This is a genomic window from Mycobacterium sp. MUNTM1 (assembly GCF_054660795.1).
Genome location: NZ_BAAGDE010000024.1, coordinates 43,992 through 62,380, shown reverse-complemented (window position 1 = coordinate 62,380; position 18,389 = coordinate 43,992). Strand labels below are relative to the sequence as shown.

Annotated in this window: 16 protein-coding genes; 11 read left to right on the top strand and 5 right to left on the bottom strand. The window is 65.3% G+C overall.

Annotated features, from left to right (window positions below; all coding sequences use genetic code 11):
* Positions 1–4: 4 nt before the first annotated feature.
* The 9 genes from ACYQ8K_RS15530 to ACYQ8K_RS15490 all read left to right on the top strand — a co-directional run bounded on the left by ACYQ8K_RS15530 (position 5) and on the right by ACYQ8K_RS15490 (position 12,332).
* On the top strand, positions 5–1,609 hold the full coding sequence (locus ACYQ8K_RS15530; RefSeq protein ID WP_036473456.1) for a PPE domain-containing protein: 1,605 nt from the start codon (positions 5–7) through the stop codon (positions 1,607–1,609).
* 176 nt (positions 1,610–1,785) lie between these two features.
* Entirely contained in the window at positions 1,786–2,094 is a 309-nt protein-coding gene (locus ACYQ8K_RS15525; protein ID WP_036473458.1) for a YbaB/EbfC family nucleoid-associated protein, read from the top strand.
* On the top strand, positions 2,091–4,031 hold the full coding sequence (eccA, locus tag ACYQ8K_RS15520; protein WP_081285072.1) for a type VII secretion AAA-ATPase EccA: 1,941 nt from the start codon (positions 2,091–2,093) through the stop codon (positions 4,029–4,031). The genes ACYQ8K_RS15525 and eccA overlap by 4 nt, the downstream gene beginning before the upstream one ends.
* Entirely contained in the window at positions 4,028–5,551 is a 1,524-nt protein-coding gene (gene eccB, locus ACYQ8K_RS15515; protein WP_036473459.1) for a type VII secretion protein EccB, read from the top strand. The genes eccA and eccB overlap by 4 nt, the downstream gene beginning before the upstream one ends.
* 15 nt (positions 5,552–5,566) lie before the next feature.
* The gene (eccCa, locus tag ACYQ8K_RS15510) at positions 5,567–9,730 is read left to right on the top strand and encodes a type VII secretion protein EccCa (protein WP_064942974.1); all 4,164 of its coding nucleotides are present in this window, start codon (positions 5,567–5,569) and stop codon (positions 9,728–9,730) included.
* 205 nt (positions 9,731–9,935) lie between these two features.
* Positions 9,936–10,253: a PE family protein gene (locus ACYQ8K_RS15505; protein ID WP_036473460.1), complete on the top strand. Its 318-nt coding sequence runs from the start codon at positions 9,936–9,938 to the stop codon at positions 10,251–10,253.
* 27 nt (positions 10,254–10,280) lie between these two features.
* Complete coding sequence (locus ACYQ8K_RS15500) at positions 10,281–11,600, top strand: PPE family protein (RefSeq protein WP_036473464.1); 1,320 nt, start codon at positions 10,281–10,283, stop codon at positions 11,598–11,600.
* Between the two features lie 97 nt (positions 11,601–11,697).
* Positions 11,698–11,988 carry a WXG100 family type VII secretion target gene (locus tag ACYQ8K_RS15495; RefSeq protein WP_036473466.1) on the top strand — a complete coding sequence of 97 codons (291 nt, stop codon included), beginning with the start codon at positions 11,698–11,700 and terminating at the stop codon, positions 11,986–11,988.
* A gap of 56 nt (positions 11,989–12,044) precedes the next feature.
* Positions 12,045–12,332: a WXG100 family type VII secretion target gene (locus ACYQ8K_RS15490; RefSeq protein WP_036473467.1), complete on the top strand. Its 288-nt coding sequence runs from the start codon at positions 12,045–12,047 to the stop codon at positions 12,330–12,332.
* 141 nt (positions 12,333–12,473) lie between these two features.
* On the opposite strand, the gene ACYQ8K_RS15485 is transcribed toward ACYQ8K_RS15490, so the two are convergent.
* From ACYQ8K_RS15485 to ACYQ8K_RS15475, 3 genes are all read right to left on the bottom strand, one after another.
* Positions 12,474–13,961, bottom strand: a complete 1,488-nt coding sequence (locus ACYQ8K_RS15485; RefSeq protein WP_036473468.1) for a coiled-coil domain-containing protein — start codon at positions 13,959–13,961, stop codon at positions 12,474–12,476.
* On the bottom strand, positions 13,958–14,542 hold the full coding sequence (locus tag ACYQ8K_RS15480; protein WP_036473470.1) for a hypothetical protein: 585 nt from the start codon (positions 14,540–14,542) through the stop codon (positions 13,958–13,960). Before ACYQ8K_RS15480 ends, ACYQ8K_RS15485 begins: the two co-directional genes overlap by 4 nt.
* Positions 14,543–14,810: 268 nt before the next feature.
* Positions 14,811–15,410, bottom strand: a complete 600-nt coding sequence (locus ACYQ8K_RS15475) for a TetR family transcriptional regulator (protein WP_023870462.1) — start codon at positions 15,408–15,410, stop codon at positions 14,811–14,813.
* Between the two features lie 334 nt (positions 15,411–15,744).
* On the opposite strand from ACYQ8K_RS15475, the gene ACYQ8K_RS15470 reads away from it, so the two are divergent.
* Together ACYQ8K_RS15470 and ACYQ8K_RS15465 are read left to right on the top strand one after the other, a co-directional pair.
* Positions 15,745–16,350 (top strand): TetR family transcriptional regulator, encoded by a 606-nt coding sequence (locus tag ACYQ8K_RS15470; RefSeq protein ID WP_225337321.1) that lies wholly within the window; start codon positions 15,745–15,747, stop codon positions 16,348–16,350.
* A 74-nt stretch (positions 16,351–16,424) separates the two neighbouring features.
* The gene (locus ACYQ8K_RS15465) at positions 16,425–16,847 is read left to right on the top strand and encodes a DUF6188 family protein (protein ID WP_036473472.1); all 423 of its coding nucleotides are present in this window, start codon (positions 16,425–16,427) and stop codon (positions 16,845–16,847) included.
* 116 nt (positions 16,848–16,963) lie between these two features.
* On the opposite strand, the gene ACYQ8K_RS15460 is transcribed toward ACYQ8K_RS15465, so the two are convergent.
* Entirely contained in the window at positions 16,964–17,857 is an 894-nt protein-coding gene (locus tag ACYQ8K_RS15460; RefSeq protein ID WP_023870467.1) for an alpha/beta fold hydrolase, read from the bottom strand.
* A 56-nt stretch (positions 17,858–17,913) separates the two neighbouring features.
* Entirely contained in the window at positions 17,914–18,315 is a 402-nt protein-coding gene (locus tag ACYQ8K_RS15455) for a PaaI family thioesterase (protein WP_100882369.1), read from the bottom strand.
* Positions 18,316–18,389 lie beyond the last annotated feature (74 nt).

The window sequence follows — 18,389 nt, the reverse complement described above, 5'->3', positions numbered from 1 at the left end:
CGTCATGGGCTTGGATATCGACACCAGTGGACTGCGCCGCGCCGGCGAACTGGTTCACGCCGCCGGTGAGGTCTTACACCAGCAGTTAGACGCCGACGCGCCGCCCTGCGGGGACGATGAAGTGTCCAAGGCCCTGATGGACAACCTCAACGCCTGGCAACGCTGGCTGGTCGCGCACCTCAAAGCCGGTGCCCAGCAAGCATTTAGCGCCGCGGCCGGTATCCACAACGCGGCCGGCGGATTCGACACCCACGACGCTGCGGCCGCGGCGGCCTACGGCGGCGCCGGCGGCCACGCACCAGTGGCCACGCCGGCTGCCGCCCACAGCGGACCGGGCGCGGCGGGCGCTGCACCTACCGGGCCCCCGGCCAACTCACCCGTGCCGGACATCAGCGGCCGCGACGGTGAGAAGCTCGCCCTGGCGCTGCACTCCGGCGCCGGGCCCGCGCCGGCTTTGGCCAAAGCCGCGCAGTGGGAAGGCGTGGCCGCCCAAGCAGTGACCGCGCATACCGCACTCACCGGGGCCCGAACCCAGCTGCTCGCCTCCGGTCACGCCGCGCTGAGCGCACCGCTGGTGACACGGCTGGACCGGGCCATCGGCTGGACTCAGCAGGTCGCCACCCACGCCAGCGCACTGGCCAACGGCTACAGCACCGCCGCCGGCGCCCACACCACCGCCACGACCGCAGTCGGCCACCCCACGGTGTGGCGCACCACGAAAACGAACTTGGCCGAGGCACGCGCGGACCCGTTCGGGGCGCCTCGAGCGCAGGCCTACCAAGCCCAGTTGACCGGGATGCAGCACACCGCCAGAGTCACGTTGACCGGCTATACCACCACCGGAACCGCGGCCAGCACACCGCCGAGCACACTTCCCCCCGGTCCCGGATTGGCCCCCACCACCCCAAACGCTCCCGGCTCACCCACGCCCAACACCGCTGACAAACCGGGCCAAACCGATCAACAAGACGATCCCCACGCGCCGACATCAGGTGATGGCACCCCGCAGACGTCCAAAGCGACGTCCGGGGAAGGATCGGGTTTCCAGGACATGCTCGGCTCCCTCATGGGGGCACTCGGTCCGCTGATGCAGTCACTGGGCCAAGCCAATCCTCTACAGTCGCTGGGCCAACTCGGCCAGCAGCTCAGCCAGCAGGCTGGCAATCTGGCCAAGGCCACCAAACCACCGATCAAGCCCGCCGCGCTAACTCACGCGCATCCGGCAGGAGGTGGAGCCCACAAGGGTGGAGGCGGTGGCAGCCCGATCAAACCTGCCGTTCTGGGCGGGGTCCACTCGGCCGGGCTGACCGGAACCCCGGCCTCCTCGCCTCCTGCCGCGCCGAGCAAGCCGGCGGCCCCCGCCGCCGCGAGCGCCAGCGGATCCGGCGGCATGGGCATGATGCCGATGGGGCGCCACGCTGAAGGCACCGACTCCAAGAAGGTGCACAGCTACGAGCAGCCAATACCCGAAGTCGAACCCGAAGGAAGGCCCGGAGTCGTCGGGGCTGCCGCCAAAGCTGAGCCCGTGGTCAAACCCGAAGCGCACAACGCCGTCAAGGCGCGCATCGCTGCCCGCAAGAAAGCAACCGCGACCGGCGACGACGCCTAGCGGTGGCTTACCCTTGCACCCCCCGCTGTCGCACTTTTGTGCCACGCTAATGGCATGACCGATCAGCCGGTGCGGCCAGCCGCCGCACACCACAGTGCGACCCCCTTGGGGTCAGCTGCGGTGGCGCACCCGCTGTGCGATCCCATCAGCCCACCAGTGTTAGGCGACATCTTCTGATGGATATCCCCCTGCACCCCGCTGTGGTCGCCGAAATGGCGCGCGGCCAGCAATTCCTCGAACGAATCCGATCGGCGCGCCGAAACCTCGAACAACTACGGGTCACGGTGAGCTGCCCCGACGGCGACAACACGCTCGTCTTCGACGGCGACGGCATGATCGTCGAGGCGTCGTTCGCCGCGGACCTGTTTGACCGCTACCCCGGCGACAAGCTCAGTGAACTGCTGCTGGCCATGTCAGAGGAAGGATATTCCCAGGTGTCACAACACGTCAGCGCCCAAGTCGCCGCGGTCGTGGAGCAGCGATGACAAGCAGCGACGCGCTGGACCTCTTCCTGAGCAGCTGCGCAGCCCTAGGCGCCGAGGTGTACGGACGCCGGCAGGTACCCGACAAGCGCGCCGCGCGCAGCGGATTCGAGCGCCTGACCGCGCAGTACCCCGATCAGTGCGACGGATGGCTGGGCCTGGCGGCCAGCGGAGACGTCAGCCGCGCCGTCCTGGAAAACGCCTACCGCGCCCTGGACACCTGCGGTGAGTTGATCACGGCCGGTGACGTGGCCGCGGACGCAATCGATTTCGCCTTCGATACCGGCATGTACATCCAGCTGCACGCGCGCGGCGCCGACGGCGTCATCATGGCGTGCGCGGCCGCGCGCGCCGCCGCTGGTGACTACGCCGGCGCCGGCGAACTGCTTACCGACCGGGTGCTTTCGGCCGTCCCCGGCCCTGCCGGCTGGGTGTTGGCGGTGGTCTATTTCCGGGCAAAACGCTGGCATGACGTGCGCCGGGTCCTGGCGCCGCTGGCCGCACAGGTACGCAACGATCCGTTCCTGCACCAAGCAGTCCAGGTGGCCCTCGGTTTGTCCGGCGCCTATTTGGGCTTGTGGGAGCAGGGATTTGACCAATTGAGCAGCCAGGGGCAGGGGCCGATCGCGGCGGCCAGCGCTGAGGCGCTGCTCGGTGCGGGTTTGTGCGCTCGAGCGCTGGGCCGCGCCGAGGCGGCTACCGCGCTGCTCAACGAGGCCTACGCCGTGGTGGGGGTCTCCGACCATGTGCGCTCGACGATCGCGACCGCGCTGAGCGATCCGGGCTTCGGTATCCACCCCACCACCGCGGCGCGCATCGATGCCCGCAACGACTACTGGGATCCCGACACCGAGCCCGGCGAACGTGACTTCGCGCGCCAGCTCGGAGCGGCTCGCCGCGAAGAGCTCAAGGCCGAAGCCGCCGCCGAGCTCGCCGACTTCGTCGGCATGGTCGACGTCAAAGACCAAATCGCGCGGCTGGAATCGAGCGTGCGCGGAGACAAGCGACGCGAAGCTCTCGGGCTGCCGGTGCGCAACAAATCGCTGCACCTGATACTTGAAGGCCCACCGGGCACCGGTAAGACGACGATCGCCCGGGTGATCGCCAAGCTGCTGTGTGCTGCCGATGTGCTGCCGTCGGACACCTTTGTCGAAGTCAGCCGCTCAGATTTGGTGGACCGGGTTATCGGCGGCTCGGAAGCCAAGATCAAGGCGATCATCGACCGCATCATCGACGACGGCGGCGGGGTGCTGTTCATCGATGAGGCCTATGCCCTCACCGAATCAGATTCGGAGAGAGATTACGGGCGGGTGGTGATCGCTGAACTGTTGCGCGCCATGACAAATCACGCCGGCAAGCTGATGGTGATTGCGGCCGGCTATGCCGACAAGATGCAGGAATTCCGCGACTCCAATGAGGGGCTGCGGTCCCGGTTTACACGCAGCATCAGGTTGCCGTCCTACACCGTCGACGAGCTGGTGGAGATCACGGTGCGCAAAGCCGCCAAAGGCGGCAGCATCATCTCCGATACCGAGCCGCTGCGCGCGGCCTACGCCGAGCTCGCCGCTGCCACCGCCGTGGACACCAGCGGGCGGCGCCGTCCGGCGATGGACGTGTTGGGTAACGCCCGCTTCAGCGAGAACCTGATCCAGTTCGCCGAGGAGCAGCGCGACCACCGCCTCGACGTCACCGGCAAACTCGACCACGACGACACCACCGCCGAGGAGTTGCAGACCATCACCGCCGAAGACGTGAGCACCGCAGTGGCGCGTGAACTCGAGCGGGCCGACAAGGAACAGAACATCAAGTTATCGCGCCACGACCGCAATCAAGGACCGCTCGCAGGGACGGCGGCCCCGCAGCGCGCAGAGCCGGTGGGTTCGGCTGAACCCGACTTATGGCGCCGCGGCGGTACCCAAGCCGACGGAGGCGCGCGATGAGCGCACCGGTCACCCCACGTCCGCGGCGGGGGTTTAAGTCCCGCAGCGTCGAGCTAGGCCCGACCGCGGCGCGCAAGCGGCCCTGGGGATTCGTTACCCGCCACCAGGTTTCGGGCTGGCGGTTCCTGATCCGCCGGATCAGCAACGGCGTCGCGCTGCGTGACACGCGGATGCTCACCGATCCGCTACGCCGGCAGGGCCGCGCGCTAAGCGTGGGCACGCTGATCGCGGCCGTGCTGGTGGCCGGGGCGTTGGTGCTGTCGATCCTCAAACCCGCCGGCGTCACCGGCACCAAGCACGTGCTGGCTGACCGATCCACCAACGCGCTGTATGTGGTGGTCAACGATGAACTGCATCCGGTGCTCAACCTGGCCAGCGCCCGCCTGATTTCGGGCCATCCCGACACCCCGACCGTGGTGAAATCCAGCGAGATCGACAAGTTCCCACTGGGCAACACATTGGGCATCCCCAATGCGCCCTCGCGCATGGTGCAGTCGAGTGTCCGCGACGCGCGCTGGATGGTGTGTGACGCCATCGGCGGCGCGGAAAGCGGCGCAACGGTTATCTTCGGCGATCCGGTTGCCGGCCCAGGACATGCGGCGGCGCTGCCGGCGTCCTCGGCGGTGCTGGCCACCAGCGACGGCGGCAAGACCGCCTGGCTGATCTGGGGCGGCAAACGCAGTCAAATCGACCTGCACAACGCCGCGGTCACCGCGGCAGTGGGGATCAACGCCGACACACCCGCACCGCGGACCATCAACCGTTCACTGCTGAATCTGATTCCCGAATCCGCGCCGCTGGTGGTGCCGTTCGTCGCCAACGCCGGCGATCCGCCCCGCTTTGTGTGGCCGGTCCCTGGACAGACGCCCCCGCCGGTCGCCTCGGTGGTGATCGACCATGACACCAACAACCAGATCCGCTACTACGTCGTGACCGCAGACGGGCTACAGGCCATCTCCCCGGTGGTGGCGGCGATCCTGCGCGCCAACGACGCCTATGGTCTTGTCGAGCCGCCCGCCCTGACGCCAGACCAGGTCGCCAAAGCGCCCAAAGCCACGCCGATTTCGGTCGACGATTACCCGTCATCGGCGCTGCGGATCATGGATCCCAACACCGACCCTGTGACCTGTGGGCAATGGGTGAAACTGGGCGGCGCGCCCACGTCGAGCCTGACGCTGCTGTCCGGGCAGAGCCTGCCCATTGCCGCCGACGCCAAGTCCGTCGGGCTCACTGGCGCCGGGCCCACCACCGCCGCGCGCGTCGTGTTGCCCCGGGGCAACGGCTACTACGTGCAAGTCACCGGGCAGCAACCGCAGGCGACGACCAAAGAGTCGCTGTTTTGGGTCTCTGACCTCGGCGTGCGCTACGGCTTGGAGGACCCAGCAGCCGGCCAGTCAACGACATCCACGGCAGAAGTGCTGGGCTTGAGCTCGCCTCCACTGCCGATTCCCTGGTCGGTGCTGAGCCTGTTCGCCCCCGGCCCCACCCTGTCCAAAGCCGATGCGCTGGTTGCGCACTGATAATGGAGAGCCCTGATGCGAGAACGATTCCCCCATCGGCGCCGCGTGGCCGGCCCCCAGCACAAGGCCAAGGATTTCACCCTCAACCCCCCGCCGGAGCTGCCACGCACCGTGGAAGTCGGCGCCCTCAAGAAGGCGCTGCCCTGGGTTTTCGGCGCGTCGATGGTCGTCATGGTGATCTTCATGTTCATGACTGGGTACCGGCAGATGCAGCCGATGTACCTGTTCTTTGTCGCCATGATGGTGATCGCGCTGTTTCAGTCCATGCAGGCCCAGGGCGGCACCAGCGAAATGTCGACGCCCGAAGTCAATTCCGAACGCGCGGAGTACTTGCGCTGGCTGTCGGGCAAAGGTGAAGAAATCCGGGAGGTCGCGGCCACACAGAAAGCTAGCGCGGAGTGGTCACACCCAGACCCCGAGGTGCTAGAAGCGGTGATTGGATCACCTCGAATGTGGGAACGCGGCGCTACAGACCCAGACTATCTGCACGTGCGCGTCGGACGTGACGAGGTGCGCCTGCAGAGCAAAATCAAGGTCAAACCCGTTGAGTCCGAACTCGATCTGGAACCGGTCACCTACACGGCGCTGCAGCATCTACGGGCCGTGCAGCAATCGATTCCCCACTGCCCCAAGGCGATTGACCTGGCCGGCTTCGGCATGATCACCGTCTACGGTGACCAGGTTGTTTTCGGGGCGATCCTGCGGGCCTGGATCGCGCAACTGGTGTGCTGGCACACCCCCAACGACATCGCTTTGGCGGTGGCCTCGCCGCGGCTGGAGTCGCAATGGAACTGGGCGAAGTGGTTGCCGCACACCGAAAGCCACGACATCGACGGCGCCGGACCAGCACGGTTGCTCGGCATCTCGTTGCGTGACGTCGAGACCATGCTGAGCCCGCTGATCAAAGATCGCGACAAGGTCGTCGACGACAAAGGAAACACAGACTCGGCGGCGGTGAGCAAATCGCACAAACACGTCGTGGTCGTCGTCGATGACCCCGGCGCCCCGCACGAGGTCGTGCGGCGCATCGCCGCACGCGACGGCGTCACGGTGATCGTCTATCGCGCGACCGCCGGCCCAGACCGCGATTACGCGCCCCACTCGCGCGAGCTGCTGCTGCGGGTAGGCCGTGACGCCCACGACGGCGCCGCCGCGGTGCAAATGGACACGTGGCAGAACTTTCGCTGGCAGACCTTTTGCGCCGAGCCAGACGTGCTCGACGCGCACGTCTCCCGGCACGTGGCTCGGCAAATGTCGAAGTGGGACGCGGCGCCGACCAGCCGGCAAAATGCCGAATCGGCAGCCGCGCAGAATCTGCTGGCGTTGCTGGGGATCACCAACGCCGCCAAGCTGGACGTCGAGTCGCTGTGGGCACCACGGATGCTGCCCGTGGGCACCGGAGAGCCAGTGGATCTGTCACCGATGTTGCGGGTTCCGCTGGGATTGCAGCCCAGCGGAGCACCGCAGATGCTTGACCTCAAAGACGAAGCCGACGGCGGCAACGGGCCGCACGGGCTGATGATCGGCATGACCGGTTCAGGCAAGTCCACGTCGCTGAAAACGTTGGTGTTCACCCTTTTTGCGCACCACTCCCCCGACGTCGTGCAGGCCATCCTCGTCGACTTCAAAGACGGTGCCGGCTTCGACGGCTTCGCCGGTTACCCGCACGCGGTTGCTGTCATCACCAACCTCGAGGAAAAGAGATCCCACGTCGAGCGGTTCGGTGAGACCTGCCTGGGACTGCTCGACCAGCGCGGTGTCGCGTTTGCTCACGCCGGTCGCCGAATCAGAGGCGCGGCGTTTGAGTCGCTGCGAGAATACAACGAGGCGCGGGCCACCGCCGCCGGCAAAGACCTCCCACCGATTCCGTTCTTGTTCGTGATCATTGACGAGTTCTCACTGCTGCTCAGGGAGCATCCGGAGATGGCCAAGGTGTTCGACACCGTGTGCCGCAAAGGCCGCTCGCAAGGGATCTTCTTTCTGTTTGCCAGCCAGACCCTCGACCAGGGCCACATCAAGGACATCGACAAGAACACCAACTACCGCATCGGGTTGAAGGTCGCCAGCGAATCCATCTCGCGGCAAGTGATCGGCAACGGCGACGCCTACCACATTCCCGACGGCAAAAACGTCAAAGGGACAGGCTATTTCGTGCGCGCGCCTGGTGCCGAGCCGATGAAATACCGCGGCTTCATGCTCCCTGCCCGCTACGAGCCGCCGACCACCATCAGCCGCAAGGTGATCAACGCCAAGCCCCGCGCGCGGGTGTTCACCGCCGGTCGGGTCGAGCCTGACCCCGACACCGTGATCGAAGAGGAAATCGCCGGCGAATCGGTGATCGAGGGGCCGCCGCGGTCGCTGGTGTTGACCGTCGGGCCGCAGCTGGCCGCCGCCTACGGTAAGCCCTCACCGCAGCTGTGGTCACCGCCGCTAGATGAGCCGATCCCGCTGGACGCCGTGCTGACCGAGGCCGCTGCTGCCGACGCGGCCGCACCGTCAGCGGCCCCGTGCTGGCCGCTGGGCAAAATCGATCGGCCTCGCCAGCTGACCCACAGCCTGCTCAGTTACAGCGTCGATGACGGCAACGTGTCGATCCTGGGAATGCGCAAAGAGGAAGCATCGATGGCGGTGCAGACCTTCATCTTGTCCGCAGCCGCCCGCCACTCCCCGCGCGACGTGGGGTTCTACGTGATGAGCTACGGCGGGCCCGCGGTGGGGACGCTCAACGGCCTGCCCCATATCGGCGCGATCGGCGGCAACGAGCGCAATGAACTGAACTTGCGGATCTTCGGCGACCTCGAGGCCGTCATCGCGCGCCGGCGGCGGATCTTCGACCAGTACAACATCGGCTCGCTCGGTGAGTTCCGGCGGCGCCGAAGCCAAGGCGATGAGCCAGGACTCGACGACGGCTACCCCACCGACCTGTTCTTGGTGGTCGACGGCTGGGACAACTTCCTCGACGACAACACCACGCTGCTGAATCCGAAGAACCCGCACCTCAAGAGCGTGGAACGGTTGGCCACCGCCGGGCGAGGCCTGCATGTGCTGATCTCGGCGGCTAGCTGGTTGAAGTTCGGCAACGAGGTGCAAAACCACATCAACACCCGCTTCGAGCTGAAACTCTCCCAAGCGTCGGACTCCCAAATCAAGCCGCAGAAGACCGACGAGATGATCCGACCGCAAGACCGCATCCCCAAGCACGATCTGGGTCGCGGCATCAACGGTGTCGGTGATGTCATCCGCTTCGCGGTGGGTCGCCTCGACGGCCAGCCCAGCATGGACAACCTGGACGAGAAGGTGCGCGAAACCGTGGCCACCGTGTCCCAGCACTACGCAGGCCACCCCGCGGTGCCGTGCCCGCAACTGCTGCCCGCAGTGGTCACCGTTAGCGGCCTCGGTCAAGATCGGCTCGACGGAGAGCAGTTCGCCCTGGGCCTGCGTGGCCGAGACCTGCAGCCCTTGGTGCACGACTTCACCCGAAGCCCCCTCGTGGGCGTCTACGGCGACGACGAGAAGGGCAAGACGACGTTCCTCACCCACCTGCTACGCAGCGTGGTCGCCCGCCGCTCGGGCCCCGAGCAAGCGATTGTGTGCGTCTTCGACAGGGGGCTTGGGCTCAGCGCAGAGACCGCCCGGCTCATCGAGGGCGAGGACTACTACGAGACCGACTTCGCCTCCATGGCCCAACGCCTCGAGCAGATGGCGCACGTCCTCGACGGCAGGACACCGCCGAAGGATCTGCCCTGGGAAGAAAAGCGGGCCTGGAAATTGCAAGGGGCGCTGATCTACCTCTTCGTCGACGACCTCGACGCCATTCCCGCCCAGCAGCAGATTTATGACCACGTCCCCGCCGGCGGTGTCCCGGCCAGTGGATCAGGTCGGATGGTGCAGACCTGGCAGCCGATGCTGCGCCATTTCGCCTCTGCCAACGAGGTGGGGTTGCGGGTGATCATGACCCACCGGGCCCAAGGAGCCGCTGCTGCGGAAATGTCGCCCAATTCAGTGCCGGGTCAATTGGCCAACCAAAACGCCGTCCGCATCATGCTGGGTTCTACAGCGGTCAACGACAAGGTCGGTGGAATGAAATTCCAGGACCTCGATCCAGGCCGCGGCTATGTCCTGGCCAGCGGCGGTCAAAACGAGGGATATGCGCAGTTGGCGATGCCCGACCGAATGTAACCGGAATGTTAAATGTGCACGATAGAGGTGTTAGCGTGTTAGTTGCACCTGATGCAATAACAGGCAGTTGTCATGTGTTGGCGGTACCGTGCTCTCAACCGGACCGCCACGGGGAGGCGAATTGTCGGTGGCCGCACTGAGGCGGGGCAGCGACAATTACTACAGGAACAATCGCACATAGTGAAACCAGAGGGGATGTTGTTCCATGCTTGTTGATGTCACACCCGAAGCGCTGGCAGCCGCTTCAGCTCAGGTGGCTGCACTGACCGCTCGTCTTTTGGGCACCAACGCCGCCCATGCTGTGGCCACCGGGGCCATTCTGCCGCCTGGCGCAGACGCGGTGTCGGTGAAAACCGCTGCATCCCTAGTCGCTGAGGGCGTGTCGCACCAGGCGATGGCTGGCATGGGCAACACCCAGCTAGCTGCCTCTTCAGAAGGCGTCGGCGAATCCGGTATCGGCTACACCCTCGTCGACGGCATCCAGGCCGGCGCCTACGCGGCTAACGCCGGCATCAGCGTCTAACTTCGGTTATCTGCGAAGCGTGCACCCATGTCCTTCGATACGGTCCTAGCCCAGATTTGGGTGGCGGCGCCGCCCGAAGTCCATTCGGCGTTGCTCAACGCCGGCGCGACCGCGGCGGGAATCACCGCCGCGGGAACGTCGTGGACGCATCTGAGTGCGGAATACATGGCGGCCCTGGCCGAACTCGAAGGGATCATCGCGGCGGTCGAATCCCAGTATCAAGGCGAGGCAGCCACCCAGTTCGTCGCCGCTCACCAGCCGATGCTGTTGTGGCTGGCCGACGTCGCAGCCAAGGCGGCGTTCACGGCCGCATCCCACGGCGAGATCGCAGCAGCCTACGAGGGCGCTGTCGGCGCGATGCCGACCCTAGGGGAATTGTTCGAAAACCACTTCGTTCACGGCGTGCTGATCGGCACCAACTTCATGGGCGTCAACACCATTCCGATCGGACTCAATGAGGCCGACTATCAGCGCATGTGGCAGCTGGCCGCCGATGTGATGAGCACCTGGGATGGCGCCTCGAGCGCCGCCGCAACCTCCATACCCCCCACCCCGATGTCTCCGGTCACCTTGAGCGTCGGTACCGGGGAAGCCGGTTTGGCGACCGCCGTCACAGCGGGATTCCATACCGCCGGGTGTGGCACCACCGGTGGCGGCGCGGCAACCGGCTCCGATATTGCCAGTGACAAGCTGCTCGCCGGCAAAGCCGCGAGCAGCCCGGCATCGGTCACGGACAAACTGCCACCGGCGCAAAATCAAGCACAAGGGGTCGGCAACCAAGACGGCACCGCCGAGCAGGGGCTGACCCAAAACATGGCCGGCAGCTTCCTGCAGCAAGCCGCATCCATCGGCCCGCAAGCCGCCCAGGGGCTCACCCAAGGCCCCGGACAACTGCTGACCCAAGCCCCCCAACAACTGTTGCAGGCACCCCAGCAATTGAGCAGCTTGCTGGGCCAATTCAGCGGAGGGGGCAGCTCCCTGGGACAGCAGTCGGTGCCGGTCGGCTTCGCCGGCACGGGTGCCCTCGCAGGGTTCAACCCTGCCGGGATGACCAGCCTGGCCGGCGGTGCATTCGGCAGCGGGCCCAGCAGACCGTTGATGCCCTCCACCTGGGGTGCGGCGCCAAGCACCACCTCGTCGCTGGCCAATGGCGCGCGTGCCATCACCCCTGTTGCCACCGGACTCCCCGGCGCCGCCGGCTCCAGCGGCAGTGGTGCTGGCGGCGGCATGATGGGCGGCGGCGTCCACAACACCCGAGCCCGCGGTCAACGGGTCAACACCTACGCCGACGACGCTGTCGACGAGGACGCCGACAGCGAAAAGGAGGCGTACGCAATGACCCGCTAGGACGCCTTCACCCACGCACTGCGGATCGCATCAACTCACGACAAGCCCAACTACCACCGAAAAATCAACATCGGTACGCCAAGAAAGGACACCGACAATGGGACTGCTTGACACCAACGTTCCAGCCATGGTCTCTGCCGGAAACAGCTTCGGTCAGAACGTGGCCATCTACAAGAGCACCCTGGCCGCCGCTGAGCAATCCGCCCAGGCCGCCCAGGCCTTCCACAAGGGCGACTCGGCGATGGCCTTCCAAGCGGCTCACGCCCGCTTCGTCGAAAGCGCCAACAAGGTCAACGCGCTGCTGGCCATCGCCGAGCAGAACGTGCACGAAGGCGCGACCACCTACACCACCGCCGACTCCAACGCGGCCGGCGAATACGTCATGTAGCAGCCCGGGGGTAACCCCGGCTACACATCCACTAGACGAAGCGAAAGGTACATCTCATGAGCCAAATCACTTACCAGTACCCGGCGATGCTCGCGCACGTCGGCGAGATGCGGACCCACAACGCATCTCTGCGCTCGATCGGTTCCACCATCGGCACCGAGCAGGCCGCCTTGGCCGCCAACTGGCAAGGCGACACCGGTCAGACCGCCAACCAGTGGCTGAGCCAGTGGAACCAGGCGCAAGAGGAGCTCGCTCAGCGCCACAACAACCTGGTCGAGATCCACGAGCAGAACACGATGAACATGATGAACTACGACCAGAACGAAGCCGCCAAGTGGGTCTGACCCGGCGCAACTAGCTCCAACACAGACAGGTGGGGCGGTCACCGATACAAGGTGGCCGCCCCACCTGCGTGTTATGCGGCGCCGGCGACTGCTCGCCCACGTGGGCAGCTCGTTGCTGAAGGCGGCTCCCGCTACGACCTGTTAGCCGGCGGTTCGCCACGGGTGGTCGTCCAACATGGCAGCGACCACGTCCACGACATCGGAATCACGGCTGTCACCGCGGCTGGCCAGGCGCTCGTTAGCGGCAGCAATGCGCTGCAGGAACGCGCTATAGACACTGGCTGCAGCGCTGGCGTAGCTGTCGGCGGCCTGCACCTGCGGTGCAGCGCTGTACCGCGCCGGCAGACCGCGCAACTGCTGAGCCAAATCCCAGGCTTGCTGCGCGACTGTGTGCACCAAGACGCGCACTCGCTCAATGTCCCACGGTTGACGCGCTTGCTGGTCGGCCACACCGGCTTCGAGCAGATAGTCGATCTCGCGGACCGCGGCCAACGCCTCTTCGATCGGCCCTGTGTGCGCCCGCAGCTCCGCTGTCGGAATAGGGACGCTCAAGGCAAGCCCCAGCTGTCCCGGTTCCGCGAGAACAGCCGCCTGGGCGTCCGCTCGTGCCCGCGCGACTCGTTCGTCGGCGGCTTGGCGGGCCGCCGCGACCTGCCGCTCGGCATGCTCATGCGCCGCGGCCACCCGCGACTCCGCCTCCGCGCCGATGCGCTCAACGTCTGCCTGCGCCTGAGCTGTCGCAGCCTCGGCGTCCGCGAGCGCCTGCGCGATCCGCTCATCAGCGGCTTGGCGGGCCGCCGCTACCTGCCCCTCGGCCTGACCGCGTGCTGCGGCCAACTCCGTGGCGTGGTCGGCCTGGGCACGTTCGAGTTGGCCGCGGAGCTCCTCGAGGGCTTGTTGGGTGCTTGCGCGTTCGGTGGCGCGTTCGGTGGCGCGTTGTTGTGCGCGTGCTTCTGCGGCGCGGGTCCGTTCGTGTGCTGCGGCCAGTTCGCTGGCGTGGTCGGCGTGTGCCTGCTCGAGTTGGCCGCGGAGCTCCTCGAGGGCTTGTTGGGTGCTCGCGCGTTCGGTGGCGCGTTCGGTAGCGCGTTGTTGTGCGCGTGCTTCTGCGGCGCGGGTCCGTTCGTGTGCTGCGGCTAATTCGCTGGCGTGGTCGGCGTGTGCTTGTTCGAGTTCGCCGCGCAACTGCTGCAAGGCCTGCTGTTCGCCCAGCCGTTGATCGGCGCGCTCTGCGTCCTTGCGTGCGGCCTCAGCTTGGATTGCGCGCACGCGTTCCCGGGCGTCCTGAGCCACACGGGCGGACTGCGCAGCTTCATCTCGGGCCATCTGCGCGGCCGCATCAGCATCCTGCTTGTCCTGCTCGGCTTGGCGGGCCTGACGCTCGGCCGAGACGCGTAGCTGGTCTGCTTGGACGAGCCGCATCAGCGGGGACAGGCGCTTGGGGCTCGAGCCGAAGCGGTTGCGGTGGTCGACGAGCTCACGTTCACTCATCGCCGCGACCCTGGCGAGCTCTTCGGACGCGGGTATCCCGAGCTGTTCAGCGGCGGCCACCGCGGCCATGGCAGCGCGTTTGGTCAACGCGGCCCACTCCTCGATATCGAGGTCCTCGATGTGTTGCTGCAACGTGGTCATCGGCGCCGCCTTCTGCCGCCCGTGCTGGCCTGCTGGCGTGAAGCGCTGGGCGTTTCATCTGCGGCAACCTCAAGCGGTGGGTGATCCGGCTCAGGGCTGGATGGTTCGTCAGCGCCAGTGGCGGCCGCGGGTGCCGCGGCGTCGGCGGTTGCCAGCAGTGCGCTGCCTTGTTGAGCCAGCACCCGCGAGAATTGCTTGAGCTGCACCGCTGCGGCGGCCGCCAAGGTGGCGTCTTCGAGCTGGCGTGCCTCACTGAGCAGGCCTTGTAGAACCGTCAGCGCCAGCTCTGGCCCGAATCCCACGGTGGCATCCGCGGCCGCGGCCGGCTCCATGCTGCCTTTGTCCACGACCCACGCCAGGCGCTCACGGCATTCCTTGATCGCCGCCGCGTGCCGTTCGTCGTCCCGAAGCTCCTGGTGGTGGCGTTCCCGCTGTTCGGATAGCAGGCGGAACCTTTTGGCAGCCTGGCGCAGCGCCACCACCGCGATCAGGGCCAAGATGAGTACGGCGACTAGTGCTGCCGCGCCACCGAACCCGCCTGAGACCAGGAAGTCGCGCGCCGGGGGCAGTTCCCTATTCATTGTGCGTGTTGGCGCAGGTGGTAAGGGTGTCATCGATTGCGCTCGGCATAGCGTTCACACTAGCGATACGTCGCGCTCTTTAATCGCGATTATGGCTTTGCTGGGTTCGTTTAATCGGGTGAGCGTGTTGGGTCGCTGGGCTAGTTGGTTGCCGCCCTGCGGGCGGTCGTGGCGAGCGGTGTCCGTGGGGCCCCAGGCAAAGATTGTGACGGGATCAGATTCCGTCTGCCTGGCCAACCGTATGCCCCGGGGTTCAAAGTAGTCTGCCCTAGTCGAATCCTGCCAGCGTAATTCTCAAGGCCTGTTCCAACTGAACGTGCAGCGGTGGATGTGTCTTAATGTCTGCGCTCAGCCAGCGCCGAAGTATGAATTGTGCGGTGGCCAACCCCGTGTGGACCAGCAGCGAGGGACGGATGTCGGATCCCGCATCGATGCCCATCCTTGTAGCGACGAGCTCGATGAACTTGCGGTCATCGTTGTCGCTGATCAGCGCCGGTTCGCTCAGTAGGTGGGGGGCGGTCAGCATGGCTTGTTGCCAGTAGTGCGGGTTCGGATTGGTTTTGTCCCAGGCGGTTTCGGCAAACAACGCGATCAGCGCGTCGGCTGCCGATTGGTCCGATGGCTGAGCGCCGTAGGCCGCAACGATTTCGGCGACCGTTTGCCGCAACGGCGCGATTAGCAAATCTTCCTTCGTAGGCGCGTAGCGGAAGTAAGTACTGATGGATATCCCCGCAGCGGCAGCGATGTCCTCGGTGGTCACGGCAGCAAATCCACGTTCGGCAAAAAGTTGGTGTGCGGTGCCCTGGATCTGCGAGAACAGCTCGGCGCGGCGCCGGTCCCTTAACGAGCCAGTATTTGCGGAGGGCATGACATCGCCTTCGTCAATCCGACATTCCAGGCTGCTTCCTGAGTTACTGTACGAACAGTAGCGTAGCGAAACCAACAGTACTAGGGGATCTATTGCTGGTGTCGCGATGTCGGGGACCGTGGCAGGTGACGCGGATTGCATGGGAAATAGCGGCTGCCCCACGAATATTCGCGAGCAGCCGCGGCCCCAGGCGCCCGCTAAATCCCTCGCCAGACAGTGCGCTCGCGCCTGCCGTTCACGGCGCTGTCCCGGTTGCCGGCGTTCCACTGGAAAATGGCACGTCGCAAGCCTCAGGTTGCTAGGTCCATCCTCGAGGAGAGGTGTGTGTGTCTTGTTGGCTGAGTCAGAGGCCGCGATGTCACGCCCTGGGAGGCACACCGCGAGCAACGCAGCAATCCTCGATGCCACCCAGGTGGTCGCAACGTTGGGCGGCTTCAAGGCGGTCCACTTCAAATCGGTCGCCAAGCAGGCCGGCGTCACGGTCGGGTCGGTGTGTGACCATTTCACGTCGAAGACCCACCTGTTGGTGACGCTACTCGCCCGTGAATTTGTGCGGCTGGATCAAGAACGCGACTGGAGCACGTGTGCGGCATCCCCGATTCGGCGAGTGGAATCCTTGACTCGCCGACTTCACGACGAATGGCAGCAAAATGCGAAGCTCACCGAGGCCGTGATGCGCGCATTCATTATTGCTGACACCGATGAAGCTCTGGGGGCGCAACATGCCGCCGACCTGATCGAAAGCATGCTGGCACGGGCACTCAGTGGCGGCACGGAAGGAATCTACGAGCGACAGATTGCCAGCCTCATCGCTGATATCTGGCTGGCCAACCTGATGGCCTTCGTCGGCGGCCGGGCGACAGCGGAGCAGACACGCAAGTGCATCAACAGAGCTACACGGCGTGTTCTGGATGCATGGGAGGGTGCTGGCAACCTATAGCGATACCGATCGTATCGCTGCGATACGATCAGTATTATAAGTGTGGCTCCGCTGACGTGTCGAAGGGAGCGGCTATGCACACACAATGGATCGAGCAGTGCACTGTCCAGCGAGTCTCACTGAAAGAAGGCCTGGTACTCGACCTCGACGATTACAGCGAGCTCGTAATCTCCCGGCCGATGCGGTTGACGCTTCCTGCAGTAGGAGCCTGGCCCGAGGAAGAGGTGTTGATCGACCCTGCCCACCTTTCGCCTGAAGAGCGGACGTTGTTGGACCTGGCCGGAGCGGTATGCACGCGGGCCTGGTTCGATGATGACGGGTCGCTCCATCTCGGGTTCTCCGGTGGACACCGCATCGATGTCCCCCCAGACGCGGCAGCGACCGCGTGGGAACTCTATGGCAAACGGCACGGCTACATGGCGTGTCTGCCTCGGGGCCGAGTCCGAGCGGTTCGGCACGACCTTTCTGCCGAAGAGGACGACTCGGATAATACGTAATTCGCTACATGCAGGACGTAGGGAACCATCTAGGGCTCTTAGTCGTAATGGCGGCCGGATTCGTCGAATTCAACGAGGATCAATAGCAGTGCGGGTCGCGTCCAACGCTTGGATCCTCATGCCATCCCCATTGTGCGGTCGAGGAAGTCGGTGACAGCGCCGGTGAACGCGTCGTTGTTGTCGCCGGCAACCATATGACCGGTCCCGGTGACGTCCGTCGCTTCGGCGTGCGGGACGAGCTGGAGGAATTCGTTGACGGTGTCCTGGGAGACGACGTCTGAAAGTGCGCCGCGCACGAGCAGCGTTGGGGCCGTGATTCGACGTGCTCCTTCGGCGAGAAATCCGCTGATGGTGTCGAATGCCTCGCTTCCGGTCATGAGATTGCCTTGCAGGACATCGAAGTTGGAGCTGATGAAGGCGGGGTCCCAGCGCCAGATCCATCGGCCGTCGCTCCGTTGGCGCAGAACTTTGTGCAGGCCATCGAGATTTTCGGGTCGCGCGCGGCGTGGGTTGTATTCGGCGATGACATCGGCGGCATCACCGAGCGTGCGGAATCCGTCGGGGTGTGCGGCCATAAATGACACGATGCGATGGGCCCCATCAAATTCCATTCGCGGGGTGATGTCGACCAGGACAACGGCTGCCCAGAGGTCGGGTGAGGCCAGCTGGTGGGTAGCGAGGATGATCAGCCCGCCCAGCGACGCGCCAACGACGGCGGGGGGACCGTCGGGGCTGACGTGGTCTCGTACCGAGAGCAGATCGGATACGAACTTTTCGACGTCGTACTGTCCGCTTGGGTCCCAGTCGCTGTCGCCATGGCCGCGGGTGTCGTACGCGATGACGGTGTAGCCATGGGCGTGGAGGCGACGCGCGCTGGTGGCCCAGGCGTGGCGGTTTTGGCCGCCGCCATGGAGGAGCAACACCACAGGACCAGTCGTGGCGTGCGTGTAACAATCCGCCACGAGGGTGATGCCGTCGCGCGTGCGGATGCGCTCCTGAGTAATGGTCATGTAGTTCGTTTCCCTCGGGCGGAACGCCCCCTAATGAGAGGCATGTACGGCCTTAGTCATTGCCTGGTTTCTTTCGGCGGCATGACGGTAATGGTGCCTTGAGCGGCGCACACAAGCATCCCGCTGTTGGTGATATCGATACGTGCTACACCGCTGCGCTTGCCCAACGAAATGATGTTAGCGACGGCGACGCACACTCCGCCCGAGACAGGTCGAACCAAATTCACCTTGAATTCTGTTGTGGCGACCCAACATCCTGCAGGCATGACCGGATAGAACACCACCCCGAGGCAGTGGTCAACCATGGCGGACAGACAACCGCCGTGGAGATTCCCAAACGGTGTAAGCAGGTCCTCGCGGGCATCCATTTCGGCAACTAATCGTCCCGCGGTTAGCTGGGTATGGCGCAAGTTCAGGTAGGTCGACAGCCCACCCGCAGTCGCCGCCGCACCGAGCATCTGCTCGGCGATTCGCTCGTCGAACCGGACGAAGTCCACGCCGGTCACGCTATGCAGTCCCTTGGGTGACAGGT